The organism is Massilistercora timonensis (genome assembly GCF_048354975.1).
GTDB classification, from domain to species: domain Bacteria; phylum Bacillota; class Clostridia; order Lachnospirales; family Lachnospiraceae; genus Massilistercora; species Massilistercora timonensis.
Genome location: NZ_DBGCJQ010000033.1, coordinates 20,216 through 46,565 on the forward strand (window position 1 = coordinate 20,216; position 26,350 = coordinate 46,565).

The following is a 26,350-nucleotide window of genomic DNA, read 5'->3' on the forward strand; positions in this document are numbered from 1 at the left end:
TCTTTATCCCTCTCTTCTCTGTTCTCTCACACATCCTGCCTACAGCCGCTCTACACTGTCCGGATAACAGTCGGTGATCTCCTCATATCCCTCCTGGGAAAGCTGCTCTTTCTGGAACTTCTTATTCTTCTTCATATTGGCGATCAGCACCTGGCAACCGCTCTCCCGCTCTTCCTTCGCCCGCTTAAGCACCGTAAGAAGCGCCTGGGCAGGAAGGTTCTTGTCCAGAAGATAAGCTTTCTTCTCCCGGCGGTCCGGTACCTGGTATCCCTGCTCCAGAAGCAGCATGACGATCCGCTCAAACCCGATGGAGAATCCACAGGCCGGGGTGTCCTGGCCGGTGAATTTCCCGATCATCTTATCGTAGCGGCCGCCGCCTGCCACAGACCCTCCGAAGTCGTCCATCACTACCTCGAAGATCGTCCCCGTATAATATGACTGCCCCCGCACCAGCGTAGGGGTGAATTTCAGGCGGAACTCACATTCTTTGGCCGCCTCCACGCAGGACATGATGTGCTCCATCCGCTCCGCCGTTTCTTTAGGAAGACATTCTCCCAGCTTGTCCTTTAAGTATCTTACGCCAGTGATATCTTCCTCCACCTGGGCAAAAAGACCCAGATAAGTATCCACCTGGTCCGCCGAATATCCCAGATCCTTCAGTTCCTGGGCAACACCCTCCTGTCCGATCTTGTCCATCTTGTCAAGGCTTATGAAGACTTCGTCGTAGTCTTCCTCCTTAAAACCACTGTACGCCGCCATGGCCCGCAGGATCTCCCGGTCATTGATGCACACGGTAAAATTCCGGAAATCCAGTTTGCCCAGCATAGCCGTGGTGGCCAGGATCAGTTCGATCTCCGCCAGAGGTCCTGCCTCTCCCAGGATGTCGATATCACACTGGGTGAACTGGCGGAACCGGCCTCTCTGAGGGCGGTCTGCCCGCCATACGCTGCCGATCTGCATGGCTTTGAAAGGAGACGGCAGCTCATTGGCATGCCCTGCGTAATACCGGGCCAGAGGCACCGTCAGGTCATAACGCAGCCCGGAATCCGCCAGGTCGTTCTCTTCTTTTGCCTCCTGGATCTTCAGCTTCTCCCCCCGCTTCATGATCTTGAAGATCAGCTTCTCATTATCTCCCCCCTGCTTGCTGCACAGATTCTCGATGTGCTCCACGCAGGGCGTCTCCATAGACTGGAATCCATAGGTTTTATAAGTATCTTTGATCAGCCCGATCACATAATCCCGGATCTCCATCTCCTCCGGCAGGATATCCTTCATCCCGGTAACCGGCTTCTTCTTTAATGTCATAGCCATTCTCCTTTTCGCTCGATCATCTCGTCCACCCGCCTTACATACGCGTCGATAGCCTTCACATTCTCCTGCCGGATCAGGTTGGTCTTCTTGCCCCGTCCCTCCGGACTTGGAACTGGCTCTTTTAGCACTATCTTAGTGGAAGCCCCTGCTCCCGCGGCGATGATGGACTGCTTCTCTTCCATAATAAGTATATTGTATATTCCCGCTTTGTCAACCTTTGCATAGCCTGTGTTCTCAAAATTCCCGGCAATATTCTTCTGCCGGTACAGATAATAGGGGGACATTCCCATCTCCCGGGCTGTCTCTGCCGCCAGATCCAGCATGTCCCCGATCTCTTCCCCGCCGGGGATATACCCTTCCTGTCCCATCCTGGCCGCCCGCTTCACTGCCAGAGAATGGACCGTCAGGCTGTCCGGATCAAGAGCGCGGATCTTCTCAAGGGTATCCTTCATATCCCCGGTCTTCTCTCCCGGCAGTCCGGCGATCAGATCCATGTTGATATTGTCAAAGCCTTCCTCCCTGGCCATCTGAAATGCAGACAGCACCTCTTCCACGCTGTGCCGTCTTCCGATAAGATCCAGGGTCCTCTGCTGCATGCTCTGAGGGTTGATGGAGATCCTGGTCACTTCGTGGCTTCTAAGGACTTTAAGCTTCTCCCGGTCAATACTGTCCGGGCGTCCGGCCTCCACCGTATATTCCAGCAGATGCTCCCTGGAGAACAGCTCGTCCACCCAACCAAGCAGCCGGTCCAGCTGTCCGGCGTCAAGACTGGTGGGGGTGCCCCCTCCAAAATAAATGGTGTTAAGCTTTTTCTCCCTGCAGGCCCGGCTGATCCATTCCAGCTCCTTATAAAGGGCCGCAAGGTAAGGCTCCACGTAACCGCCCCACTGTTCCAGCGATCCGGAGCTGAAAGAACAATAGGTACAGACAGACGGGCAAAACGGGATCCCCACATAAAGGCTGTACCCATCCTGGTAATCCAGCCGCTCAAGGAGGGCCTGTTCCCGCCCTGCGATCTCATAGGCCAGCCTCGCCTTCCTGGGGCTTATCAGATAGGTTTCTTCAAACCAGGTGAGGAAGGCTTCTTCCTCCATTCCCTCTTCCCGCTTCCCCATGGCGATCTTGGTAGGCCGCACACCGGTCAGGATCCCCCAGGCAAGACTTCGCCCGGTCTCTCTTGCCAGCGCCTGATAGAGTTTCCGGTCCATCCGCCGCTTGCGGATGCTCCGCTCTTCTTTTTCCCCCGGTTCTTCATCAAGGGCAAGGGTCTTCCCGGAAGGAAGATAAAGGACAACATAATGAGAGGCTTTTTCCTCCGCCGAAGCCTCAACCGGCTCCGATGGGTAAAAAGCCTTTCCCATATGATATGCGTTATAGACATAAGTTTCTTCCTGACAAAGGATCTTCAGCATATATGCCCCCTACAGAAATGGATTATATTTGCGCTCATGGCCGATGGTGGTCTCCCCCATATGTCCGGGATACACCACCGTATCGTCCGGAAGGGGCAGAAGCTTCTCCCGGATGGAACGGATCAGATCAGAAGTACTGCTGTTGACAAAATCCGTCCTTCCCACCGAATTCTGGAACAGGGTATCCCCGCTGAACAGCACATGTTCCGACGCCACGTAATAGCAGCAGCCGCCCCGGGTATGCCCCGGCGTATGGAATACCTGGAAATCATAGCCGGCCAGCGAAAGGACCTCTCCGTCTCTTACGCTCCGGGCCCCGGAAAATGTATAACCCGCCGTATAAATAGCGGACTGATTCAGCTGCGTGTCCATCAGGATCTCCTGATCCTCCTCCTCCACATAGACCGGCACCTGCCACAGCTTCAGAAGCGTATCCAGCCCCAGGATATGATCAAAATGCCCATGGGTCAGAAGCACTGCCTGGATCTCCAGGTTCTCCCGCTCCACCGTCTCAGTCAGCGCCCTTGGCACTGCCGCCGGATCTATGATCACCGCCTGGCGGGTCTCTTCATTGCTCACCAGATAACAGTTGGTGCTGATGATTCCTGTCACAAATTTCTCAATCTTCATTGCATGTCTCCTTTAACCGGTAGTCCTGGTAATATCGATCACGCCTTCCAGCTGCCGCAGCTTCTTCACGATCCTTGCCAGCTCCTCCTTGTCATGGACGATAAAGCCGGTCTCGATGGTGGCGGTTCCCTGCTTGCTGGTGCGCACATTCATGGATTTTACATCCACCTCCGCCTCGGTAAAGATACGGGACATCTCCATGAGAAGCCCCTGGCGGTCGTGGGCGTACATCTTGATCTCCGACAGATACTGGCCGCCGGACTCTTCTGTTACTTCGCTCTCCCACTCGGCGTCAATAAGCCTTGCCCGCTCCGCCTCGGTAAGATGGAGCATGTTCACGCAGTCGGTCCGGTGGATGGAAAGTCCTCTTCCTCTGGTGACAAAGCCTACGATCTCATCGCCGGGCACCGGATTACAGCACCGGGAGAACCGCACTGCCATATCGTCGATGCCTTTCACCACGATACCGCTCTTGGACTTGGCGATGTGGACCTTGTTCTTGGCCGCCTCTGCCACCCGCTCCAGAACCACCTCGTCGGTGATCTCCTGCTTATGCTCCTTGCCATACTCTTCCACCAGACGGTTGACCACCTGGCCTTCCTTTAAGCCGCCGTGTCCCACTGCCGCCAGGACCGATTCCCAGTCCCGGAACCCGTATTTCTTCTGGACCACTTCTTCGTATTTATTCTGAAGGATATCCGGGCCGTTGATTCCCTTGGCTTTGCAGTAGGCGTTGATCAGTTCTTTTCCCTTGACGATATTGCTCTCTTTGAATTCCTTTTTAAACCACTGGTTGATCTTATTCTTGGCCTGGGTGCTCTTCACGATATTCAGCCAGTCCCGGCTGGGGCCTCTGGAATTCTGGGAAGTCAGGATCTCAATACGGTCTCCGTTCTGGATCTTGTAATCAATGTTCACCAGCTTGCCGTTGACCCTGGCTCCCACCATCTTATTGCCCACCGCGCTGTGGATGGCATAGGCAAAGTCAATGGGCGTAGAGCCGTTGGGCAGGTTCTTCACATCCCCCTGGGGCGTGAAACAGTAGACGTCCTCGGCAAACAGGTCCAGGTCGCCCTTGATCAGGCTTAAGAATTCCCGGTTGTCCGACATGTCTCTCTGCCACTCCAGGATTTGCCGCAGCCAGCTTAACTTCTCCTCCTCCTGGGCCTCCACGCTCTTCTTGCCGTCGTTGGACTCTTTGTATTTCCAGTGGGCGGCGATACCATATTCCGCCGTCTTGTGCATCTCCTGAGTCCGGATCTGGATCTCAAAGGGCTGCCCCACAGAACTCATCAGCGTAGTGTGCAGAGACTGATACATATTGGGCTTCGGCATGGCGATATAATCCTTGAACCTCCCCGGGATGGGGGTGTAGAGCTCATGGATCACACCCAGGGCCGCGTAGCAGTCCTTCACCGAATCCACAATGATCCGCACGGCGAACAGATCGTAGATCTGGTCCACCGTCTTGTCCTGGTTTACCATCTTCCGGTAGATGCTGAAGAAATGTTTCACACGCCCGTTGACCTCCGCCTTGATATTGGCGTTCTTCATATGGGCGGAAACTTCTTTTACAATCTGTTCTACAAATTCCTCCCGCTCCGTCTTCCTGGCATTGATCTGACGGACCAGATCAAAGAAGACTTCCGGCTGGGAGTATTTCAGCGCCAGGTCGTCCAGTTCTGTTTTGATCTTGGAGATACCAAGCCGCTGGGCGATGGGCGCGTAGATGTCCATGGTTTCTTTTGCTTTTTCCTTCTGCTTCTCCGGCGTCATAAACTGGAGGGTCCGCATATTGTGCAGCCGGTCCGCCAGCTTGATGATGATGACCCGGATATCCTTGGCCATGGCCAGGAACATTTTCCGCAGGTTCTCCGCCTGCACTTCCAGTTTGTCGGAAGAATAGGACAGCCGTCCCAGTTTGGTGACGCCGTCCACCAGAAGAGATACCTCTTCCCCGAACATTTCCCGGATCTCGTCCTCGCTCACCTTGGTGTCCTCCACCACATCGTGGAGGAGTCCCGCCGCGATGGTCTCCTTATCCATCTCCAGATCCGCCAGGATAATGGCCACCCACAGAGGATGGATGATGTAAGGCTCCCCGGATTTGCGGCACTGGTCGCCGTGGGCTTTCTTCGCCGTCTCATAGGCCTTCCGGATCATGCTCACGTCCGTGGAAGGATGGTACTTACGGATACGGGCAATTAACATGTCAAAAAGCTGGTCCGGATCTTCGTAATCGCCCGGCGCCTTGACTGCGTGCCCGTCTACGATCTCAAGCCCTGCTGACATGTCTTTCATTACGGATTCCGGCGCGATGCGGTCATCCAGAGATTCATAGGTTGTTACTCTCTCTGACATCTTAATGCCTCCTTTCTTCCGTCGGGCGCTTCCGCCCCCCTTCCGGCAGTCTATTTCCCGGGATAGATGATCACCGAGTCCACGTCGTATCCCTGCAGCCGTTTCCTACCTTCCAGTCCTGCAAGTTCCATCAGGAATACGGTCTTCACCACTTTGCCCCCAAGGCCCTCGATCAGCTTGATCATGGCCTCGTTTGTGCCGCCGGTAGCGATCAGGTCGTCAATGATCACCACCCGCTGGCCAGGCTTCACCGAATCCCGGTGCATCTCCAGCTCCGCGGTGCCGTACTCCAGATCATACTGGATAGAAACCGTCTCACAGGGAAGCTTTCCCTTCTTACGGATGGGGATAAAAGGTTTGTGCAGGTTGTAGGCGATGGGAACGCCGAAAATAAATCCCCGGGATTCCGGTCCTACCACCAGGTCAAAATCTACTCCCTCAAGCTTCTTCTGCAGCAGATCAATGGCCAGATGCAGCCCCTCCGCATCCTGCAGCACACTGGTCACGTCCCGGAAAATGATGCCCGGCTCCGGGAAATCCGGGATACTTCTTACGTACTCCTCGATTGATTTCATATGATCCTCTCCCATGCTGATTTATCTCATACTTTATTAGTATAACATTCCTGCCGCCTACTGGCAATGGGTGATCACGATCTGAAGGCTTCTCCTTCCCATATATTCGTTGATCCCCGGGTAGAAGGTGACGGACATCCGCCCGTCCTCCTTTTGCTCCAGCACCTTCCGGAATTCTTCCGGATCGCCAAAATACAGGGCTTCCATCCGGGTCCCCCCAAGGTCTTCCGCCTGCATTTTCAATACCTTCCGGTTCCTTCCCAGGATCTGCAGGTTCAAAGGCCTCACCCCCCGGGCGGCAAAAACCGGCTTGGTATTGCCCTTGCCAAAGGGCTCCAGAAGCTCCAGTTCCTTCACAAACGCCTCGGTAATACAGGCAAAGGGAAGTTCCATGTCAATGACCACCTTTTCTCCCAGATCTTCCTTCCCAAGCCCACAGGTCTCATTCAGCTTCCGGCGCAAAGAAGGGATATTCTCCCGCTCGAGAGACAGGCCCGCCGCCAGCTTATGGCCGCCAAACCGGATAAGAAGCGGAGCGCAGCGATTCAGCCCCTCATACACGTGATAGGCCTCGATGGAACGGCCGCTTCCTTTTACTTCCCGCTCCCCGTCCGTCAGCACCAGCGCCGGGCGTCCGTACCGCTCCCGCAGCCGGCCTGCCACGATGCCTGCCAGGCTCTCATGGCACTCCGGGAGATATACCACCAGCACCTTATCCTCCTTCAGAGGACCGCCCTCAATCTGGCGGCAGGCTTCCTCCACCGCCTTCTCCGTCATCTCCTTGCGGCTGTCGTTGAGGGCCTTTAAGTCTCCTGCCAGCACCGCCGCTTCCTTCCGGCTTCCTGCCCGCAGGAGCGCCAGGGAACGCTTGGCCGTGTCCAGCCGGCCTCCTGCGTTCAGGCAGGGCCCCAGGACGAACCCGATGTGATAGGCGCTGATATGGTTCTTGTCCAGTCCGGTGCACTCCATCAGCGCATTGAGCCCCAGGTTCCGGCTTCGTCCCAGCATGGCCAGCCCTTCCCGGACGAAGATCCGGTTCTCATCGGTCAGGTCCATCACATCACCTACCGTGGCAATGGCTACATTTTCAATCAAGTCATCCAGCTCTTCGGAATCTCTCCCGGAGGCCTCATAGAGTGCCTCCATCAGCTTATAGGCCACCGCCGCGCCGCATAAACCTTTGAAAGGATAGCCGCAATCCGCCCGCTTAGGGTCGATCACCGCATCCCCGGGGGGCAGCTGGTACACCTTCTCCCCATCCGTCTCCACATAGGGCACCTCGTGGTGGTCGGTGACGATCATGGTCATGCCAAGCCGCTTCCCACAGGCGATCTCCTCCGCCGCGGCAATGCCGTTGTCACAGGTGAGGACAGTATCCACCCCTTCCCGGTAAGCCCGCTCCACAAGCTCTATGTTCAGCCCGTAGCCATCCCGGATCCGGTCCGGGATGTCGCTGTCCACCTCTGCCCCAAGCCGTTCCAGGCCTTCCAGCAGGATGTAAGTGGCGTTCACCCCGTCAATATCATAGTCACCGATCACCCGGATCTTCTTTCCTTCACTTATCTTCTCCCGCAGGATATCCACCGCCCGGTCCATATCCCGCATCAGCATCCCGTCATAGAGATCCGCGATGGTCCCGTTGAGATAACGCTCCATCTGGTCCTCTCCCACAACCTCCCGGTTCCGGATGAGGCAGGCCAGACGGGGACTGATCCCAAAATGAGCTCCCATGGCCTGGAAATCTCCGCCTTTTCGCAGCAGCACCCATCGTTCCATTTCTCTCTCCTGCCCTTTCTTTTTTAATAAACAGAAAGCCAGAAAAGCAGCCAGGCCATCCTCCGATAGCTACGGCTGCTTTCCTGTATGTTCTGTCTGTTATTTCTGTTTCTTCTTCTCGCTGCGGGTCTTCATCACATACCACAGAGCGCCTGTGATACATACGGATGAATAAGCTCCCACCACGATACCGATCATCAGCGGCAGCGCGAACTCCTTGATGGAGCTTACGCCCAGCACATAGAGCACCGCGATGGAGATAAACGTGGTAAGAGAAGTATAGATACTTCTGGTCAGCGTCTGGGTGATACTCTTATTCACCACATAAGAGAGCTCGGTAGTCTTGGTCCGGTAATGAAGTTCCTCACGGATCCGGTCGAAGATGACAATGGTGGCGTTGATGGAATAACCCACCAGAGTCAGCATACAGGCGATAAACGTACTGCCCACCGCGATCCGGGACACAGCATAGAAGCCTACCACTACCAGCACATCGTGGAGCAGAGCTGCCACTGCGCTGGTGGCGAACCGGATATCCTTGAACCGGAACCAGATATAAAGCAGCATGAAGACGCCGGCCACCAGTACTGCCACAACGGCATCCTGGCGCATCTCATTGCTGACCGTGGAGCTGATGTTCTCCGCGGTGATCTTGCTCTCATCCACGCCAAAGTTCTCTGCCAGCGCCTGGTTGAGGGCCTCTCTCTGATCCAGGTCCAGAGTCACCGTCTTGATGATCACCTGGTTGGTTCCGTCTACCTTCTGGGTCTGCACATTGGCATCCCCTGTTACCTCCTCTACCACCGGGACGATCTCCTGATCGATCTCGTCAATAGAGTAACCTTCGTTAAATGTTACATTGGTGGAAGTTCCTCCCTGGAAGTCCAGGCTGTAGGCAAAGGCTCCTTCCCCTCTTCCATGGTTGACTCCCATGACCACGAATCCCAGCAGGATCACGGCAAGGGATACGGAGAAGAAAATCTTCTTCCTGCCAAGGAAATTGATGGGCTCCCGCTCTTTCTTAGGACGGTAGTAGATCTTGGGATTGCGGATCCCCACCGCATAGAACGCGTACACGATCATCCGGGTGATCACCAGCGCCGTGAACATGGACACGATGATACCGATGGCCAGAGTCTGGGCGAATCCCTTTACCGATCCGGAGCCTAAAAACCACAGTACCGCCGCCGCGATCAGGGTGGTCACATTGCCGTCCACGATAGCGGACAGGGCTTTATGGAATCCGGCCTTCAGCGCGTTTCTCACGCTGATTCCCCGGGACATCTCCTCCTTCACACGGGCGAAGATGATCACGTTGGCGTCTACCGCCATACCGATACTTAAGATAATACCTGCGATACCCTGCAGGGTCAGCGTTACGTCAAAGGCATTCAGGATCACCAGCACCAGTTCGGTGTAGATGATCAGCGCAAGGCTTGACGCAAGGCCAGGCAGGTAGTACACAAAGATCATGAACACAAAGATGATGGCCAGGCCGATGGCTCCCGCCATCAGGCTGGTGCTGATAGCCTGCTCTCCCAGCTGGGCTCCCACCACGTTGGAACGCAGTTCCTCCAGTTCCAGCTGAAGGCCGCCGATACGGATGGTGGAGGCCAGGGTCTCTGCCTCGTCATAGGACATGCTGCCTGTGATCTGAGCCTGTCCGTCATTGATCTCACTGTTTACATTGGGTACGCTCACGAAAGCACCGTCATAGTAAATGGCAATGCTCTCTCCATTTTCATAGGCTTTCTTGGTGGCTTCCGCGAATTTTTCCGTTCCCTCCTTGGTAAAGGTAAGGGAAACTACATTCTCATCTCTCCGGGTAGTCTGATCCTCGATGATCCCGGCTCTGGCATCCTTCACTTCATTGCCGGTGACTACGATGGAACCGTCTTCCTCCAGTTCCTCCACGGACTTGTTCAGCACATAATCCTTCGCCGGATCGCCGGTGGAATCCACCATACTGTAGTTCTCAGACCCGTCGCTTCCCGTCTGGGCGATGAAATAAAGAGAACCCGGCTGTCCCAGTTCTTCCAGGATCTCATTGGCATCGGACACACCCGGGATCTCAATATTGATCCGGTCGCTTCCCTCCTGGTAGACCTGCGCCTCTGTACTGTACTCCTCCACACGTCTCTGAAGCTTGTAGATGGTATCCGCCATATCCTCGCTGGACGGATTGTCTTCCTTTACCTGGTAGGTGATGCTCACGCCCCCTGCCAGATCCAGACCCAGCTTGATGTTCTTTGCCGATCCGGTGGCTCCTGCGCCGAACCCAAAGATGGTCGTATATCCCAGCAGCACGATAAGTACTGCCGTAACCACCAGGCTGAGTACGCCTCTGCTTTTCTTCATGTTCAACTTCCTTTCCGCGCTTTACTCCTTCTCCTGAGATAACGCCGCTTTTATCATGATCGCACACTCCACTCGTTTCCGCTCCATCTCACACCCGATGTCGTAGGTGTCGTGGATGGTTCCGTGGAAATGATAGGAATTCGCCATACACCCTCCGCTGCAGTAGAATTTCGCGAAGCAGTTCCTGCACTTCTCCTTGGAGTACACGTTGCAGCTCCGGAACTCATCCGCAATGTCGGGACGGGTGATCCCCTCCTCGACGGTCCCCATCTTGAACTCTTCCTGCCCCACAAACTGATGGCAGGGATACAGGTCTCCCCAGGGAGTCACCGCCAGGTACTCTGTGCCGGACCCGCAGCCGGACAGCCGCTTGGCCACACAGGGACCACCGTCTAAGTCTATCATAAAATGGAAGAAATTAAAACCTTTTCCTTCCTTTTCCCTCTGGATCATGATCCTGGCAAGCTTGTCATATTCTGCAAGGATCTTTGGCAGGTCTTCCTCCCGGATGGCGTAAGGATCGCTCTCATCCCCCACCACCGGCTCCACGGACACCTGCTGGAAGCCAAGGTCCGCGAAATGCAGGATATCCTCCGAGAAATCCAGGTTGTTCCTGGTAAAGGTTCCCCGGACATAGTATTTCTCCTGGTTCCGGCTTTCGGCCAGCTTCTGGAACTTGGGCACGATCAGGTCGTAGCTTCCCTTGCCGTTGCGGAAGGGCCGCATCCGGTCGTTCACTTCCTTGCGTCCGTCCAGGCTTAATACCACGTTGTCCATCTCTTTGTTGACGAACTCCTGGATCTCATCGTTCAAAAGGACTCCGTTGGTGGTAACGGTAAAGCGGAAATGCTTGTCATGAAGCTTCTCCTGCTCCCGCCCGTAGGCCACCAGGTCTTTTACCACCTGCCAGTTCATCAGCGGCTCCCCGCCGAAGAAATCCACCTCCAGGTTCCGACGGTTCCCGGAGTTGGCGATCAGGAAATCCAGCGCCTTTTTCCCCACTTCAAAGCTCATCAGCGCCCGTCTTCCATGGTACTCTCCTTCTTCCGCGAAACAGTAGCGGCAGGCCAGGTTGCAGTCGTGGGCAATGTGGAGACAGAGAGCCTTCACCACCGTCTTGCGCTGTTTGACCTGATCGATCAGGCACTCATATGTATCCTCTGTGAACAGCTGTCCCGCCCGGGTCAGTTCCGCCAGATCCCCAAGGGCCTCGGCGATCTCACTCTCCGGGTACTTCTCCTTCAGCGCCGCGGCTGCTGCCGATGCCAGTTCCGGCGCCTCCAGTTCCTTGGCGGTATAGGACTCTTTCCCGGCAGTCAGCCATTCCATCAGCTCATAGCACAGCGGGTCCACCACATGGACCGCGCCGCTGTTCACATCCAGGATGATCTGATATCCGTTATTCTCATACTGGTGAATCAAGGTTTGATACCCCTTTCCTTTTTTCTCTTTTATACGACAAGAAACAGCGGACCTTAAGACCGCTGTCTCCGGTATTCCTTATCCACAAATGAATCTCTGACTACTTTCTGTTCTCGCAGGTCTGATTTCCCACGGTACAGGATGTCTTGCATGCGGACTGGCAGGATGTCTGGCACTCGCCGCAGCCGCCTTTCTTAACGGTGTTGTTCAGTGTCTGTGTATTTAATGTCTTTACATGTTTCATGTGTTTTCCCTCCTTAGTCTGGCTTAACTTATGCTATTATACCATCCCGGCGTACTTTTCGCAATCCCTTTATCACGAAATCATTCCACCCGCCATTCCTCCCCCTGCGCAGAGAATCAGAGTGGTGGCCAGATCCACGCCGTCTGTGCTAAGCGAGTGATACACCCCCAGGGTGATCAGAAGGAGCAGGGCAAAATACACAAGCCCCAGGCCCATCCCCCACAGGAATCTCCTTACCTTCGCCATCTTTCCGATGGCGATCCCCCCGATCAGCGTGGAGATCACGTAGATCGCCACGATCGCCGCCGACACCGCCTTCTCGTTCAGCTCCAGTTTATAGAGAAGCGCCGTCAGAAGCGCCAGAAGGGCCCCTGTGACCAGATACGCCGCCAGCAGGGCCTTCAGCACCCACATGACCGGGGAGCTTTTGCCAACTTGTCTTTCCATCTCATCCCTCCTTGTCTGCTACCACAAGGTATGAGACGGACCCTTGGAATATTCCTACTGTTCCATCTGTCTTCCCAGAAATGCGGCGGCGCAGGAGGCCATCTTCTGCTCCACCTCCCCCAGCTTTTTCTTCCCGTCTCTCACAAGGAAGATCACGCCGCCGATCACATCCCCCTCGCAGAGGATAGGGCTGATCACCTGGCAGGCATATGTTTCTTCCTGGTCCTTCACAATGGGCGTATACTTCTTGTCCCCTGCGCATGCCAGCAGAGCGCTTCTCTCTCCTAACACCTTCTCCAGCTGCCGGCTGATCAGCCGGTCCTGCAGTTCTTTCTTCCCGGCGCCGGAGGCCGCCACCACCTGGTCCATATCGCAGACCCCCACCAGACAGCCCATGGTCTGGGACAGGCTCTCCGCATACTGCCCCGCGAAGGCAGAAAGCTCCCCGATGGGAGAATATTTCTTCAGAATGATCTCCCCCTCCCGGTCTGTAAATATTTCCAGCGGATCCCCCTCCCGGATCCTTAAGGTTCTCCGGATCTCCTTGGGGATCACCACCCGTCCCAGGTCGTCGATCCTCCGGACGATTCCTGTTGCTTTCATAGATCGTTCCTCCATTTGTCATATTTGGCAGACACAGTATAGTATCTGTAAAAGAAGGAAAATTTATACAGTATTGAAAATGCCTTCTTGTTCTGTTAAGATTGAAACAGCAAAACCAACGGGAGGGATATCATTATGAGCAAGATCGACGAAGTAAGAAGCGATATGGTAAAAGCCATGAAAGCCGGCGAGAAGGAGACCAAAGAGACGCTCTCCATGCTCCTGGCAGCCCTGAAGAATAAAGCCATTGACAAGCGTTCCGACCTGACAGAGGAAGAGGAGATCCAGGTGGTATTAAAAGAGATCAAACAGACCAAAGAGACCCTGGAGATGACCCCTGCGGACCGTCCGGAGATCATAGAAGAGTGCAACCGCCGCCTGCAGGTGCTGGAGCAGTACGCGCCAAAGCTGATGGACGAGGGCGAGATCCGGGATGTGATCACAGCCACTCTCTCCGAGCTTGGCATCGACGCCCCCACCGCCAAGGATAAGGGCCGCATCATGAAGGTGCTGATGCCCAAGGTAAAGGGCAAGGCGGACGGAAAACTGGTCAGCGAGACCCTGGGAAGCTTTTTCCAATAAAAAATTGTATGCAAAAAAGTCTGCGGCAAATCACCGCAGACTTTTTTACATAAATCCTATTCTGTTTCTTGTGCGCTCTCCTGGGCTTCCGCCTGATCGTCCGTCTGGACCGCATCCGCATAAGGCTCCTCAGAAGACTGCTTGATGGTCACGCTCAGATCGTTGAAATCAATCTTCTTCCACACGCTGTCGTGCTCTTTGATATCCGCTTCTTCCCTCCAGCCCTCACAGGTATCCTGATAGAGCTGGGCCTTACGTTCTTCCACGATCTCCTCTTTTTTGTCCTTTGTAGCATCCTTATCAAGGAGACTGGTCACCTTGGCCACATAGCAGCCGGCGTCCGTCTCGATCACATCTGTATTTTCTCCCTTTTTAAGCTGATCCGCGGCAGCCACCACTTCCTCGGAGGGCACGTTGGACTCTGCGTCAAAAGTAGCCTCTGACACATCCCCGCCATGTTCTTTGGCAGATTTCTCAAAATCCGCGCCGTCCTTTACATCCTTGACAAAAGCCTCTGCATTGGCTTTCGCCTCCTCCTTCTCCTCATCGGACAGGTCCTGGACTGCTCCGCTGTCATCGGTGGTGGTATAAGTAAAGTAGGCATACTGCATCGCCTTCTGGGCAGCTTCTTCGTCAGAAACCTCGGTATCCGCGCCTGCCTCAATAGCCTCCTGTACCTTGCCCTGGATGGCGATCAGCGTCAGAAGCCGCTCTGCCGTCTCGGCGCTGCCGGAGATCTTCTCCTTGTCGTCCAGGGAATTATCCTCGTCAAACTCCTTGGCCAGCTTGGCGATCTCTTCTTTCTCGCCGTCGCTTAACGACACCTCATAGTCGTCCATGTGTTCTTCACACAGCAGCATGACCTCCAGGGACTCTTTTGCTGTGTTCTTCACCGACTCTTCATAGGTCTCTCCCTCTTCCGCCTCGGTATTCCACATATCATCACCCATGTATGCTCCGTAATAGGTCTCATACTGAGCCTGCATATATCTGGCGTAGAAATTCGCCACATCTGCCGTCAGCTCCTTGTCGTTGACGCTGACCGCCACCGCGTTCTCATCCAGAGATCCGCACCCGGTCAGACTCCCCGCAGCAAGCATGGCTGACAAAAACAGGATAACCGCCTTCTTTTTCATAATCACCTAAAACCTCCTTAGTACCTGCTAACCCGTTTATTATAGCCTTTTTTCAGTGGTCTATCAATCCTTTTATCCCAATTAAAACTTTTTTCACAATTTCCAGGCTGTCTGCGTTCTTCTCAGCGCCGCTTTTTCCCTTCTTCCGGTAAGTGAAGCCGGGATGCTCTGCATCCGCCCGGAAGGACAGTTCTCCCCGGAAGGACTCAATAAGGGGCGGGATCCGCTCCGGGAGCACCGGAGCCTTCTCATACATGATGAATTCATAGGTCTCCCCTTTTTGCTCCACTGCCGTCACATAGACGCTGTGAGCCAGGGCCTTGAGAAGGGAGATCTCCAGCAGCGTATTCACTTTCTTTGGAATATCTCCGAAACGGTCCAGAAGCTCGTCTTTCATATCCTCCACTTCCTCCTGAGACTCAATGGCCGCGATCCTTTTATAGATATCCAGCTTCTGATATTCATTGGGAATATAAGAATCGGGGATATAGGCGTCCACATCCAGATCCATGGTAGTGGTGTAAGTTTCTTCTTCCATCTCTCCCTTCAGATGCTTCACTGCCTCGTTGAGCATCTTGCAGTACAGGTCGTACCCCACTGCCTCCATGTGGCCGTGCTGCTCCGCTCCCAGAAGATTTCCCGCTCCCCGGATCTCCAGATCCCGCATGGCGATCTTAAATCCAGAGCCAAGGTCGGTAAATTCCCGGATAGCGGCCAGGCGCTTCTCCGCCACCTCTTTTAGAAGTTTATCCCTGCGGTACAGAAGGAAGGCGTAAGCCATCCTTCCGGAGCGGCCCACCCGGCCCCGCAGCTGATAGAGCTGGGAAAGTCCCATCCGGTCTGCATCGTGGATGATCATAGTATTCACATTGGAGATGTCGAGCCCGGTCTCGATGATGGTGGTGGACACCAGCACATCGATCTCCCCGCCGATGAAGTCGTACATGATCCGTTCCAGCTCATGCTCCTTCATCTGACCGTGGGCGTATGCCACCGTATATTCCGGCACCAGCTTCTGGATGCGGGCGGTTACCTCCCCGATATCCTCCACCCGGTTGTATACATAATACACCTGTCCCTGTCTTGCGCACTCCCGCTCGATGGCTTCCCGCACCATCTCTTCATTGTACTCCATCACATAGGTCTGGATGGGGAGCCGGTCCTCCGGCGCCTCCTCCAGCACGCTCATGTCCCGGATGCCGATCAGGCTCATGTGGAGGGTCCGGGGGATGGGGGTGGCCGTCAGGGTCATCACGTCTACATTTTCCTTTAATTTCTTGATCTTCTCCTTGTGCTGCACTCCAAAACGCTGTTCCTCATCGATGACCAGAAGCCCCAGATCCTTGAATTTCACATCCTGGCTCAGGACCCGGTGGGTGCCGATCACAATGTCCACCAGCCCTTTCTGCAGGTCTTCGATGGTCTTCTTCTGCTGGGCGCTTGTGCGGAACCGGCACAGAAGATCCACCCGCACGGGGAAGTCTTTCATCCGCTGCAGGAAGGTATTGTAGTGCTGCTGGGCAAGGATGGTGGTGGGCACCAGATACACCACCTGCTTATCCTCCTGGACTGCCTTGAAAGCCGCCCGGATGGCGATCTCCGTTTTCCCGTAGCCTACGTCCCCGCAGATCAGCCGGTCCATGATCCGACGGCTCTGCATATCCCGCTTCACCGCCTGGATAGCCAGAAGCTGGTCCTCTGTCTCCTCAAAGGGGAACATTTCTTCAAATTCCTTCTGCCAGACCGTATCCTCTCCATAAGCATACCCTTCCTGGTTCTGCCGTGCCGCGTAGAGTTCCACCAGATCTCTGGCGATCTCTCTTACCGCGCCACGCACCCGGGTCTTGGTCTTGTTCCACTCCTGAGTGCCCAGCCGGTTGAGTTTTGGCTTCTTGGCATCCGATCCGGCATACTTCTGAATCAGATCCAGCTGGGTGGCCGGGATATAGAGGTTTCCGCCCTGGGCATAAGAGATCTTCATATAATCTTTGGCCACCTTATCCACCTGGATCTTCTCGATCCCCCGGTAGATGCCAAGCCCGTGGTTCTCATGGACCACATAGTCCCCGGGTTTGAGCTGGGCAAAATCCTGGATCTTGCGCCCCTCGTAAGTCCTGTGCCTGCGCTTTTTCTTTATCTTGCCGAAAATATCCGTCTCTGAGATCACGGTAAATTTCAGAAGCGGATATTCATACCCGGTCCCCACATGGCCGTAGGCCGTCATAAGTTCCCCGGGAAGTACTTCCCGCTCCAGGTCGTCACTGTAATAGCTGCTTAAATTATAGTCCCGCAGATCCTCCGCCAGACGCCGGGCCCGGGTCCGGGAGCCGGACAAGAGCACCACCCGGTAGCCGTTTCGTTTCAGCCGCTTTAAGTCACGGGTCAGAAGGTCGAAGCTGCTGTTGTAGGGATTGACGCTCTTGGCCTGGATGGAATAAGACCCCCGCTGGGCAAATCCTTTCCCCGCCATATCCAGGGCGCACATCCCGATACTGCTGTATGCGTCCATCCTGGCCGCAAGCTCCCGGGTGGTATAGAGCCGCGCCTCTTCCTCCGTGACTTCCATCCCGCTTTCCACCCGCCGCTTCTGGGCTTCCAGGAACTCTTCCTCCACTGCCTGCCCCTTCTCCAGGAGACGCACCGGTTCATCCAGGAACAAAAGGGTATCTTTGACCGGGAAATAATCCAGGAAGGACACTCCTTTCTCTCCTTCTCCCGGGAATTCCGCCGCCGGATAGATCCACACTTCCGTCAGATTTTCAATGGAACGCTGGGTCTCCACGTCAAAGGACCGGATGGAATCCACCTCGTCTCCCCACAGTTCGATCCGCACCGGCAGCTCCGCTGTCAGCGGATAAACGTCCAGGATCCCGCCCCGCACGGCGAATTGGCCCGGGCCTTCAATCTGGGCTTCCCGGTCGTAGCCGATCCCTGCAAGCTTCCTCTCCAGCTCTGCCATATCCACCGTGCTGTCCGCTCCGATCCGTATGGCCCGGTCCGCCAGCACCTCTCTTGGAAGCAGAACGTCCATAAAAGCGTCAAAACTGGTCACCACTGTAAGAGCCGGGCGGGTGATCACCGCCTGGAGCACCTCCATCCGCTCCTTCACCAGCGCCTTGTTCCTAAGATCCGCCTGGTAGAACAGAAGGTCCTTGGCCGGGTACAAATAAGTCTCCCCGCTGAGGAAACGGTATTCTTCATAGACCTGCTTTGCCTTTGTCTCACTGGAACAGGCGATGACTTTATAAGGACAGCCATCGCCAAGTGCATACATCATATGAGTTTTCTGGGAAGAGACGCAGCCGGTGATCTTGAGCATCCCCGGCCCGTCCATTTTCTTTTTACAGATCTCTTCAAATTCCGCCAGTTCCTTAAGCGGCCCGATCAAGGCTTGCATGCTAATTCTCCCCCGGTTTTACTTTCCTGTTATATTTATTCATCGCCCCGTCTACTTCTCCTTCCAGGATCATCTCCGCCGCCCGGACCGCTTTCTCATATCCTTCTTCCATGGCCTCCTGCTCCTGGGGAGAGAAACGGCTGAGCACATAATCCGCCAGGTCGAAATTCCTGGGCTTTTCCCCCACGCCAACTTTGATCCGCGGGAACACCTGTCCCCCCAGATGGGCGATGATATTTTTCATCCCATTATGGCCGCCCGCGCTTCCTTTCTTGCGGATCCGGATCTGGCCGGGCGCCAGGCTGATGTCGTCGTAGATCACCAGAAGTTCCTGCTCCACGTCGATCTTGTAATAATCCGTCAGGCCCCGGATGCTCTCCCCGCTTAAGTTCATATAAGTCTGGGGCTTTGCCAGGATCACCTTCTGACCGGCGATGATCCCTTTTCCCACGTAGGCCCTTGCCTTCTTCCCGTCTACAGAGATATTGTATTTGTCCGCCAGGGCGTCTATGACAGAAAACCCGGCGTTATGCCTGGTTCCCTGGTAGCGCGCTCCCGGATTTCCAAGTCCTGCTATGATAAACATATTGCTTTCACCTTCCTGATTTTCTCTTCATCCATTCTACAGGAAATGCGTTCCTTTGTCACGCAAAAACCGGCAGGAATAATTTGCGCCGGTTTTTCATACATTATAGAAGATGAACTGGGATTCCCAGGATATCAGACAGGAGGTCTCTATGAGTTCCAGAACCAAGATCATTGTACTGCACATGAAAGAAATCATCTATACCGTGGTATTCGCCCTTCTGGCTATCGTGCTGATCCTGCTGCTTGTGTTCATGTTCCGCCCGGGCAGGGACAGTTCCCATAAGGAGGAGGCCCGCTACGTGCCCGGAGTCTACACTTCAGCCATGTCCCTGAACAACACGGCGCTTGAAGTGGAAGTCACCGTAGATGAATCTCATATCAATTCCATCCGGTTCTCCAACCTGGATGAGACGGTCGCTGCCATGTATCCTCTGATCCAGCCGGAGATCGAGAATATCGCACAGCAGGTCTACGAACAGCAGTCCCTGGAAAATGTGACCCTTTCCCAGGAGAATCCTTACACCTCCCAGGTGATCCTGAACGCCATCCGGGAGGCTCTTGAGAAAGGACAGATATCCGACTGATGATATTAATAAAAGCGTGACACTCCTGATATGCCAGGACTGCCACGCTTTCTTTTTCTCTTTTTGCCCTCTTATCCTTCCACGATCAGATAACGGCCGTCAGAGAGCGGAAATACTTCGGAAGCCTCCTCCACTTCTTCCGGAGACATTCCTTCTGTATCCATCCCTTCCTCTTCGAAGAACCGGCAGACATCCTCCAGGCTGTCCGCCACCACCGCCATACAGTCCTCAAGGAAGGCTTCCGCTTCCTCCAGAGTCTCCGCCACCGGCTCGTCAAACAGCTGAGACTGGCGTTCCAGGAATGTTTTCAGGCATTCTTCATCATATTCGTACATGCTGCGTTCCCTCCTTTCTTACGGTTCCTCATATTCCAGCAGTTCTTCCGTCCGCTCCAGGATCCTTCCGGCTCCTGCGTCCTCAAGTTCCTTCCGGGTCCGGAATCCCCAGCCTACAGACACGGTGCGCACACCGGCCCGCTTCCCGGTCTCCAGATCCACCTCGGAGTCTCCCACATACACGCAGTCCTCCACCGATACCCCCAGCTTCTCCAGGATCCGGTAGATCCCCGCCGGGTCAGGTTTGCGCTTCACGCCCTCCTGCTGCCCCTGGGCGCAGTCGAAGAGCTCCTTTCCAAAGACCGCTTCCACCACCTTCACCGTCTGCCTGTGCGGCTTGTTGGAGAGGACCGCCAGGCGGATCCCCTTTTCCTTCAGCCTACGCAGCACATCCTCCATTCCGGCGTAAGGTGTTACATGATATGTACAGTTCTCATCAAATATACATCCATAGACCTCCATGGCCTCCTCCAGCCGCTCTCCTTCCGGGTCTCCCGCGGCGCGGATAGCGTGGTCCATCAGGTATCTGGCCCCGTTCCCCACAAAATGCCTGCACTGCTCGTCTGTGATCTCATCAAGATCCATCTCCCGCAGCGTGGCCTTCACCGAGAAGACCAGCGATTCCAGCGTATCAGCAAGGGTTCCGTCCAGATCAAAAATAAAAGCTCTCGTCATATCAAATCCCTCCATGCACCCATGATAGTATGAACCAGATCAAAATTCAAGCATCAATTGGGGACGTGGTATTTTCGAAAATACCACGTCCCAGATTGAAAATACCCTGTCCCTACTTGAGATACTGGCGCATGATCCGCAGGGCGTTTTTCTCCAGGCGGCTCACCTGCGCCTGGGAGATCTTGATCTCCTCTGCCACTTCCATCTGGGTCTTTCCCTCGAAGAACCGCAGCCGGATGATGTGCCGCTCCCGCTCATCCAGGTGATCCATGGCGGCTTCCAGGGACAGTTTCTCCACCCACTTTTCTTCCCGGTTCTTTGTATCGCTCACCTGGTCCATCACATAGAGTGCGTCGCCCCCGTCGTTATAAACCGGCTCCTGCAGGCTCATGGGCGCCTGGATGGCGTCCAGGGCGAAGACGATATCTTCCTTGGAAATGCCGATCTCATCCGCGATCTCCTGCACCGTGGGCTCTTTTAAGTTCCGGCGGACGTAATTTTCTTTGGCGTAGATGGCCTTGTAGGCCGTATCCCGCAGGGACCGGCTCACCCGGATGGAATTATTGTCCCGCATATAGCGGCGGATCTCCCCGATGATCATGGGAACCGCGTAAGTGCTGAACTTCACGTCCAGCTCTGTGTTAAAATTGTTCACTGCCTTGATAAGCCCGATGCAGCCGATCTGAAAGAGATCGTCCGGGTTCTCCCCGCTGGCGCCAAAGCGCTTGATCACACTGAGCACCAGCCGCAGATTCCCTTTGATGTACTCCTCTTTCGCCTCCTGATCCCCCTCTTTGATCCGGGCGAACAACGCTTCCTTTTCTTCCTCCCCCAGCACCGGAAGACTGGCCGTATTCACCCCGCATATCTCTACTTTTCCCTGTGCCATCCCAAGAACCTCCTTACCAGATGTTGTCCAGATTTTCTGTCTAGTAAAAATTTTCTCCAGATGTATTTTCCTTATTCCCGGCCCCCGAAAATAAAAAAAGTTTTAGTCCTTGACAAATGATTGCAACTGCGAAAACTCCATGCTATAATTGTTAAGGTTTTGTAACAATCATGTAAATTATTTCAAAAATCTAAAGGAGAGTCCTCACATGAAAACAACAGACATCCTGATGTTGCTCGGCGGCCTGGCCCTCTTCCTCTATGGAATGCAGATGATGAGCAACGGCCTTGAGACGGCTGCAGGAAACAAGATGAAGCAGATCCTGGAGAAACTGACCTCCAACCGGATCAAGGGTGTACTGGTAGGCGCCATCATCACCGCCGTGATCCAGTCCTCCTCCGCCACCACCGTCATGGTAGTAGGCTTTGTAAACACCGGTCTTATGACCCTGAACCAGGCAGTCTGGGTCATCATGGGCGCCAACATCGGTACCACCATCACCGGTCAGCTGATCGCCCTGGACATCGGGGCCATCGCTCCCCTCATCGCCTTCCTTGGCGTTGCCTGTATCATGTTTGTTAAAAATGAAAAGGTCCGGCATATCAGTTCCATCTTCGCCGGACTGGGTGTGCTGTTCATCGGTATGGATATGATGGGAGACGCCATGGCGCCTCTCCAGGATTCAGCCACCTTCATCAACTTTATGACCACCTTTAAGAATCCGCTGATGGGGATCGCCATCGGAGCCATCTTTACCGCTCTGATCCAGTCCTCCTCCGCGTCCGTTGGTATCCTGCAGGCCCTGGCCTCCACAGGGATGATCCCCCTGTCAAGCGCAGTGTTCATCCTGTTCGGACAGAACATCGGTACCTGTATCACCGCAGTGCTGGCGGCTATCGGCACACGGCCCAACGCCAAGCGGACTACCATCATCCACCTGATGTTCAATATCATCGGAACCATTATCTTTACCATCATCAGCCTGACGACCCCGTTCGTCTCCATTATGGAAGGCATAACATCCGATCCGGTAGCTCAGATCGCCAACGTGCACACCACGTTCAACATCATTACCACCCTGCTTCTCCTTCCATTCGGCACTTATATGGCCAAACTGGCCACCAGGATCCTTCCGGAGAGCCAGGAAGAGAGCGAACAAGTCCAGCACCTCAAATACATCGTGCCCTTCGAGAGCAACTATACGGTTGGTCACGCCACTCTGGTCATCTCTCAGATCCAGCGTGAAGTAACCCGGATGATCGAGAAGGTAAAAGCAAATGTGGAAGCCAGCTATAACGCCCTCCTGAAAGGAGAGGGGGCTTCTCTGGAGGAGATCGAGGAGACCGAGGAATACATCGACTATCTGAACACAGAGATATCCAGGTATATCGTCCGCCTTATGTCCGTGGAAATGTCAGAGGATGACACCCGCCGGATCAACAACTACTACCTTGCTCTCAGCAACATCGAGCGCATCGGCGACCATGCCATGAACATTGCGGAATATACCAAAAACATGAAGAAATGGGACATCTCTTTCTCAGACGATGCCCGCACCGAGATCAAGAAGATGAAACAGGTGAGCATGAACATCCTGGACGTCATCGACTTCACAGACGCCACCACGCCTGCCGCCCAGCTGGAGACCATTTCCAAATACGAATTCCTGATGGACGACATGGAGAAGAAATACCGGAAGCGTCAGATCAAGCGTGCCAAGAAAGGAGACTGCAAGGCCGAGTCCGGCATTCTGTTCTCCGAGCTTCTCACCGATTTCGAACGGATCGGCGACTACGCCCTGAATATCGGGGAGCTGCACGCAGACATGTAAAAAACCGCAAAATAGCAGGAGGGAGCATATCAGAATGCTCCCTCCTGTTTTATTCTCTTAATTCTTTTAATCCTCCCGGTCCCACTTATCCGCCAGATTCTGGATCTGGGACTCGAGCTTCACCAGTTCCTTGTTAGCCAGTCCTTCGTTCTTATAAACCACCTGCAAAAGCCGTTTGGCAGCGGCCACAACACGCTCGAAGACTTCCCGCTTCTTTGTGCGGGCAGGCTTGGCTTCCCGCTTGGGCTCCCGGATCCCTTCTGAGAGGATCTCTCCTGTGGCAAGGTCCACACAGCCGCCGGAATAAGGCGCGAAGGCAGGCCAGCCAAACCGCTCGGTCACCGCCTGAGCAAAACTATCGGTCACCGTATCCTCCCCGTGTACCACGAATACATGGTCCGGCGCCTTCTGGAACCCTTCCAGCCATCCCAGCAGCCCGTTCTTGTCCGCATGTCCGCTGATCCCCTGGAGTGTCTCGATCTGGGCGTTCACCTCCACCGTCTCGCCAAAGAGCTTCACCGCCTCGGCTCCTTCGATCAGTTTCCGCCCCAGCGTCCCCACCGCCTGGTAGCCTACGAAGCAGATGGTACTCTCCTTCCGCCACAGGTTGTGCTTCAGATGGTGCCGGATCCGGCCGGCCTCACACATGCCGGAGGCAGAGAGGATCACCTTGGGCTTCTCGTCAAGATTGATCATCTTGGACTCATCGGAGGTGATGGTGGTGCGAAGCCCCGGGAAGATCAGCGGGTTAATCCCCTGCTCCACCAGGGAGAGCGCCTCCTCGTCAAAACAGGACTTTACATTCTTATTGAACACATTGGTGGCCTCGATGGCCAGCGGACTGTCCACATATACTTCAAAATTCTGATACTGGGGAAGCAGTCTCTTCTCCTTGATCTCCCGGAAGAAATAGAGAAGTTCCTGAGTCCGCCCCACCGCGAAGGAGGGAATCACCAGGTTGCCGCCCCGGTCAAAAGTCTCCCTCAGGATCCGGGTCAGGTCTCCCACATAGTCCGGCCTCTCCGTGCCGTGGAGCCGGTCCCCGTAGGTGGATTCGATCACAATATAATCCGCCTCATGTACCGGGGAGGGATCCTTGATGATGGGCTGATCCAGATTCCCCACGTCTCCGGAGAATACCATCTTCTTCGATACCCCGTCCTCGGTGATCCACACCTCGATGGCCGCCGAGCCAAGGAGATGACCCACATCGGTAAACCGCACCTCGATACCCTCACACAGCCGGATCTTCTGTCCGTAATCACAGGGGTACAGAAGCTTGATGGCTGCCTCCGCGTGCTCCATGGTATACAAAGGCTCATACAGAGGCGCTCCGCTTCGCAGCGCCTTCCGGTTCCGCCACTGGGCCTCAAATTCCTGGATATGGGCGCTGTCACGAAGCATGATGCTGCACAGATCCGACGTGGCAAATGTGGTGACGATGTCTCCTTTGAACCCCTCCTTGCAAAGCATGGGGATCTTGCCGGAATGGTCGATATGGGCGTGGGTGAGAAGAACATAGTCGATATCCGATGCCTTCACCGGGATCTCCTGGTTCTCGTAGAGATCCGGCCCCTGCTCCATCCCGCAGTCCACCAGGATATGCTTCCCGCAGGCTTCGATCATATGGCAGCTTCCGGTCACTTCATGGTCTGCTCCAATAAAAAAAAGTTTCATACGCAACGCCCCTTTCTTTTCTTCATTGTAGCACCTTTTCCCTCAGATGGCTATGAATACTTTACCATCTCCCGGCGCAGCCTCTGCATGATCTTCTTCTCCAGGCGGGAGATATAAGACTGGGAGATCCCCAGCATATCCGCCACTTCCTTCTGGGTCTTCTCCTCCCCGTCCGGGGTCCCAAGGCCAAAGCGCATCTTTATGATGGCCCGCTCTCTCTTCCCCAGCCTCTGGATGGCCCGCACCAGAAGCTTCCTCTCTGCCTCAGACTCCAGATCCCGGTAAATGGTATCCTCCTCCGTCCCCAGGATATCCGAAAGAAGCAGTTCATTCCCATCCCAGTCCACATTCAGCGGCTCGTCGATGGACACTTCCATCCGGGTCTTGTTATTTCTCCTTAAATACATCAGGATCTCATTTTCAATACAACGGGAGGCGTAGGTAGCAAGCTTGATCTTCTTTGCCGGGTCAAAGGTATTGATGGCCTTGATAAGCCCGATGGTCCCGATGGAGATCAGATCCTCCACCCCTACCCCGGTGTTGTCAAACTTCTTGGCGATATAGACCACCAGCCGCAGATTGTGCTCGATCAGTATCTTTTTGGCCGTCTCTTCCTCCTCGCCCCCAAGCCTTGCGATCTGCCGGGCCTCCTCTTCTGTGTCAAGAGGCGCGGGGAGGATCTCCGATCCCCCGATATAGTGGATATCCTTCTTATCCGGGAAAAACAACGTCCGGAAATCCGGGATCACTCTGAGTTTAAATTGATGAGGTACCGCTACTTTTATGATCATTTCTTTTCCTCCTATAAGACATCAGGATTCAGGAGCATCTGATGATCGTCCCGGGAAATCTCCTGGCAGACCGCCACCAGGGGGCGCTCCACCACCCGGACCGGATTCCCCGGAAGTTCCATCTTATCCAGCGGGAACGCAGGCAGAACGCCTTCCCGGCGCCCCACCGAGTGGTAAGGCAGGAAACGCAAACCCTCCGGCTTCTCAAAAAGCCCCAGCGCATCAGCGGTCTTCTGGTCGATGACACACACCGGCTTCCCGGTAACGGCATCCCGCAGGGTATTGCCGGTGTCCACAATAGCCCGCACCCGGCAGCTTCTTTCTCCCCGGAAGAGACGAACCTCCCGGCGGGACTTCTCCCGTCCTGCCAGCGCCCCAAGAAGCTTCCAGACCCCAAGGGCCCCGTAGTAACTGACCACCGCGAAGGCAAAGAAAAGCCCTGCCGTTCTAAGATACGGGCGGAACGCGCCCAAAATCCCTCCCACCAGAAATCCGCTGATATACAGCAGCAGAAACGCTTTGGCCGTCTCCCGGCCCCACCGGATCCCAAGTCCTGTTTTCAGCATAATAAGATTGATAAGCCCATGGCCTGCAATAATCCTGACGAACCCATATGGAACCGGCAGGCACAGGACCAGACAAGCCCCGAGCGCTCCCGCCCCGGCCCCCAGGAACACCCTGCCGTGAGAGACCGGACATCCCAGGATCCTCCGGAGGATCTCCAGA

Annotated in this window: 23 protein-coding genes; 3 read left to right on the top strand and 20 right to left on the bottom strand. The window is 54.9% G+C overall.

What is annotated here, in order from left to right:
• Positions 1-39: 39 nt before the first annotated feature.
• From hisS to spoVT, 11 genes are all read right to left on the bottom strand, one after another.
• On the bottom strand, positions 40-1,305 hold the full coding sequence (gene hisS, locus ACML7B_RS02660; protein WP_418539229.1) for a histidine--tRNA ligase: 1,266 nt from the start codon (positions 1,303-1,305) through the stop codon (positions 40-42).
• A complete protein-coding gene (gene hemZ, locus ACML7B_RS02665) occupies positions 1,302-2,723 on the bottom strand; it encodes a coproporphyrinogen dehydrogenase HemZ (protein WP_418539230.1) in 1,422 nt (473 codons plus the stop codon). Before hemZ ends, hisS begins: the two co-directional genes overlap by 4 nt.
• A gap of 9 nt (positions 2,724-2,732) precedes the next feature.
• Positions 2,733-3,353, bottom strand: coding sequence for an MBL fold metallo-hydrolase (locus ACML7B_RS02670; RefSeq protein WP_418539231.1), 621 nt, complete (start codon positions 3,351-3,353; stop codon positions 2,733-2,735).
• 12 nt (positions 3,354-3,365) lie between these two features.
• A complete protein-coding gene (locus ACML7B_RS02675) occupies positions 3,366-5,654 on the bottom strand; it encodes a RelA/SpoT family protein (protein ID WP_418539244.1) in 2,289 nt (762 codons plus the stop codon).
• 110 nt (positions 5,655-5,764) lie between these two features.
• Positions 5,765-6,289, bottom strand: coding sequence for an adenine phosphoribosyltransferase (locus ACML7B_RS02680; protein WP_346708159.1), 525 nt, complete (start codon positions 6,287-6,289; stop codon positions 5,765-5,767).
• Positions 6,290-6,346: 57 nt separating this feature from the next.
• The gene (gene recJ / locus ACML7B_RS02685) at positions 6,347-8,065 is read right to left on the bottom strand and encodes a single-stranded-DNA-specific exonuclease RecJ (RefSeq protein ID WP_418539232.1); all 1,719 of its coding nucleotides are present in this window, start codon (positions 8,063-8,065) and stop codon (positions 6,347-6,349) included.
• 99 nt (positions 8,066-8,164) lie between these two features.
• On the bottom strand, positions 8,165-10,423 hold the full coding sequence (secD, locus tag ACML7B_RS02690; protein WP_418539233.1) for a protein translocase subunit SecD: 2,259 nt from the start codon (positions 10,421-10,423) through the stop codon (positions 8,165-8,167).
• Positions 10,424-10,444: 21 nt separating this feature from the next.
• Positions 10,445-11,845: a thioether cross-link-forming SCIFF peptide maturase gene (gene scfB / locus ACML7B_RS02695; RefSeq protein ID WP_418539234.1), complete on the bottom strand. Its 1,401-nt coding sequence runs from the start codon at positions 11,843-11,845 to the stop codon at positions 10,445-10,447.
• A 100-nt stretch (positions 11,846-11,945) separates the two neighbouring features.
• Positions 11,946-12,089 carry a six-cysteine ranthipeptide SCIFF gene (gene scfA / locus ACML7B_RS02700; RefSeq protein WP_106790327.1) on the bottom strand — a complete coding sequence of 48 codons (144 nt, stop codon included), beginning with the start codon at positions 12,087-12,089 and terminating at the stop codon, positions 11,946-11,948.
• Positions 12,090-12,161: 72 nt separating this feature from the next.
• Positions 12,162-12,536 (bottom strand): TIGR04086 family membrane protein, encoded by a 375-nt coding sequence (locus ACML7B_RS02705; RefSeq protein WP_346708155.1) that lies wholly within the window; start codon positions 12,534-12,536, stop codon positions 12,162-12,164.
• A 54-nt stretch (positions 12,537-12,590) separates the two neighbouring features.
• On the bottom strand, positions 12,591-13,139 hold the full coding sequence (spoVT, locus tag ACML7B_RS02710) for a stage V sporulation protein T (protein WP_418539235.1): 549 nt from the start codon (positions 13,137-13,139) through the stop codon (positions 12,591-12,593).
• A gap of 135 nt (positions 13,140-13,274) precedes the next feature.
• On the opposite strand from spoVT, the gene ACML7B_RS02715 reads away from it, so the two are divergent.
• Positions 13,275-13,721: a GatB/YqeY domain-containing protein gene (locus tag ACML7B_RS02715; protein ID WP_346708153.1), complete on the top strand. Its 447-nt coding sequence runs from the start codon at positions 13,275-13,277 to the stop codon at positions 13,719-13,721.
• A gap of 56 nt (positions 13,722-13,777) precedes the next feature.
• Here the strand turns inward: ACML7B_RS02715 and ACML7B_RS02720 are convergent, their stop codons facing one another.
• From ACML7B_RS02720 to pth, 3 genes are read right to left on the bottom strand one after another with little or no spacing between them, the layout of a single operon-like run.
• Positions 13,778-14,857 (bottom strand): peptidylprolyl isomerase, encoded by a 1,080-nt coding sequence (locus ACML7B_RS02720; protein ID WP_418539245.1) that lies wholly within the window; start codon positions 14,855-14,857, stop codon positions 13,778-13,780.
• 52 nt (positions 14,858-14,909) lie between these two features.
• Positions 14,910-18,254, bottom strand: a complete 3,345-nt coding sequence (gene mfd / locus ACML7B_RS02725; protein WP_418539236.1) for a transcription-repair coupling factor — start codon at positions 18,252-18,254, stop codon at positions 14,910-14,912.
• A 1-nt stretch (position 18,255) separates the two neighbouring features.
• Entirely contained in the window at positions 18,256-18,840 is a 585-nt protein-coding gene (pth, locus tag ACML7B_RS02730) for an aminoacyl-tRNA hydrolase (protein WP_418539237.1), read from the bottom strand.
• Between the two features lie 151 nt (positions 18,841-18,991).
• On the opposite strand from pth, the gene ACML7B_RS02735 reads away from it, so the two are divergent.
• Positions 18,992-19,426, top strand: a complete 435-nt coding sequence (locus ACML7B_RS02735) for a hypothetical protein (RefSeq protein ID WP_346708149.1) — start codon at positions 18,992-18,994, stop codon at positions 19,424-19,426.
• A 71-nt stretch (positions 19,427-19,497) separates the two neighbouring features.
• Here ACML7B_RS02735 and ACML7B_RS02740 read toward each other — a convergent pair whose 3' ends face one another.
• The 3 genes from ACML7B_RS02740 to sigG form a co-directional block, all read right to left on the bottom strand.
• Entirely contained in the window at positions 19,498-19,761 is a 264-nt protein-coding gene (locus ACML7B_RS02740; protein WP_346708148.1) for a glyoxalase, read from the bottom strand.
• Between the two features lie 18 nt (positions 19,762-19,779).
• Positions 19,780-20,436 carry an HAD family hydrolase gene (locus ACML7B_RS02745; protein ID WP_418539238.1) on the bottom strand — a complete coding sequence of 219 codons (657 nt, stop codon included), beginning with the start codon at positions 20,434-20,436 and terminating at the stop codon, positions 19,780-19,782.
• 112 nt (positions 20,437-20,548) lie between these two features.
• Positions 20,549-21,325 (bottom strand): RNA polymerase sporulation sigma factor SigG, encoded by a 777-nt coding sequence (gene sigG / locus ACML7B_RS02750; RefSeq protein ID WP_106790293.1) that lies wholly within the window; start codon positions 21,323-21,325, stop codon positions 20,549-20,551.
• A gap of 208 nt (positions 21,326-21,533) precedes the next feature.
• Here sigG and ACML7B_RS02755 point away from each other — a divergent pair, with 208 nt between their 5' ends.
• On the top strand, positions 21,534-23,156 hold the full coding sequence (locus ACML7B_RS02755; RefSeq protein ID WP_418539239.1) for a Na/Pi cotransporter family protein: 1,623 nt from the start codon (positions 21,534-21,536) through the stop codon (positions 23,154-23,156).
• Positions 23,157-23,222: 66 nt separating this feature from the next.
• Here the strand turns inward: ACML7B_RS02755 and ACML7B_RS02760 are convergent, their stop codons facing one another.
• The 3 genes from ACML7B_RS02760 to ACML7B_RS02770 all read right to left on the bottom strand — a co-directional run.
• Positions 23,223-24,833: an MBL fold metallo-hydrolase RNA specificity domain-containing protein gene (locus tag ACML7B_RS02760; RefSeq protein ID WP_418539240.1), complete on the bottom strand. Its 1,611-nt coding sequence runs from the start codon at positions 24,831-24,833 to the stop codon at positions 23,223-23,225.
• A gap of 50 nt (positions 24,834-24,883) precedes the next feature.
• A complete protein-coding gene (sigE, locus tag ACML7B_RS02765; RefSeq protein ID WP_418539241.1) occupies positions 24,884-25,624 on the bottom strand; it encodes an RNA polymerase sporulation sigma factor SigE in 741 nt (246 codons plus the stop codon).
• Positions 25,625-25,635: 11 nt separating this feature from the next.
• Positions 25,636-26,350, bottom strand: a 715-nt coding sequence (locus ACML7B_RS02770) for a sigma-E processing peptidase SpoIIGA (RefSeq protein WP_418539242.1), incomplete at its 5' end; no start/stop codon positions are given.

Coding starts and splice junctions, on each gene's coding strand:
- hisS (WP_418539229.1), bottom strand. CDS start 1,305: ATGACATTAAAGAAGAAGCCGGTTACCGGGATGAAGGATATCCTGCCG.
- hemZ (WP_418539230.1), bottom strand. CDS start 2,723: ATGCTGAAGATCCTTTGTCAGGAAGAAACTTATGTCTATAACGCATAT.
- ACML7B_RS02670 (WP_418539231.1), bottom strand. CDS start 3,353: ATGAAGATTGAGAAATTTGTGACAGGAATCATCAGCACCAACTGTTAT.
- ACML7B_RS02675 (WP_418539244.1), bottom strand. CDS start 5,654: ATGAAAGACATGTCAGCAGGGCTTGAGATCGTAGACGGGCACGCAGTC.
- ACML7B_RS02680 (WP_346708159.1), bottom strand. CDS start 6,289: ATGAAATCAATCGAGGAGTACGTAAGAAGTATCCCGGATTTCCCGGAG.
- recJ (WP_418539232.1), bottom strand. CDS start 8,065: ATGGAACGATGGGTGCTGCTGCGAAAAGGCGGAGATTTCCAGGCCATG.
- secD (WP_418539233.1), bottom strand. CDS start 10,423: ATGAAGAAAAGCAGAGGCGTACTCAGCCTGGTGGTTACGGCAGTACTT.
- scfA (WP_106790327.1), bottom strand. CDS start 12,089: ATGAAACATGTAAAGACATTAAATACACAGACACTGAACAACACCGTT.
- ACML7B_RS02705 (WP_346708155.1), bottom strand. CDS start 12,536: ATGGAAAGACAAGTTGGCAAAAGCTCCCCGGTCATGTGGGTGCTGAAG.
- spoVT (WP_418539235.1), bottom strand. CDS start 13,139: ATGAAAGCAACAGGAATCGTCCGGAGGATCGACGACCTGGGACGGGTG.
- ACML7B_RS02715 (WP_346708153.1), top strand. CDS start 13,275: ATGAGCAAGATCGACGAAGTAAGAAGCGATATGGTAAAAGCCATGAAA.
- ACML7B_RS02720 (WP_418539245.1), bottom strand. CDS start 14,857: ATGAAAAAGAAGGCGGTTATCCTGTTTTTGTCAGCCATGCTTGCTGCG.
- mfd (WP_418539236.1), bottom strand. CDS start 18,254: ATGCAAGCCTTGATCGGGCCGCTTAAGGAACTGGCGGAATTTGAAGAG.
- pth (WP_418539237.1), bottom strand. CDS start 18,840: ATGTTTATCATAGCAGGACTTGGAAATCCGGGAGCGCGCTACCAGGGA.
- ACML7B_RS02735 (WP_346708149.1), top strand. CDS start 18,992: ATGAGTTCCAGAACCAAGATCATTGTACTGCACATGAAAGAAATCATC.
- ACML7B_RS02740 (WP_346708148.1), bottom strand. CDS start 19,761: ATGTACGAATATGATGAAGAATGCCTGAAAACATTCCTGGAACGCCAG.
- ACML7B_RS02745 (WP_418539238.1), bottom strand. CDS start 20,436: ATGACGAGAGCTTTTATTTTTGATCTGGACGGAACCCTTGCTGATACG.
- sigG (WP_106790293.1), bottom strand. CDS start 21,325: ATGGCACAGGGAAAAGTAGAGATATGCGGGGTGAATACGGCCAGTCTT.
- ACML7B_RS02755 (WP_418539239.1), top strand. CDS start 21,534: ATGAAAACAACAGACATCCTGATGTTGCTCGGCGGCCTGGCCCTCTTC.
- ACML7B_RS02760 (WP_418539240.1), bottom strand. CDS start 24,833: ATGAAACTTTTTTTTATTGGAGCAGACCATGAAGTGACCGGAAGCTGC.
- sigE (WP_418539241.1), bottom strand. CDS start 25,624: ATGATCATAAAAGTAGCGGTACCTCATCAATTTAAACTCAGAGTGATC.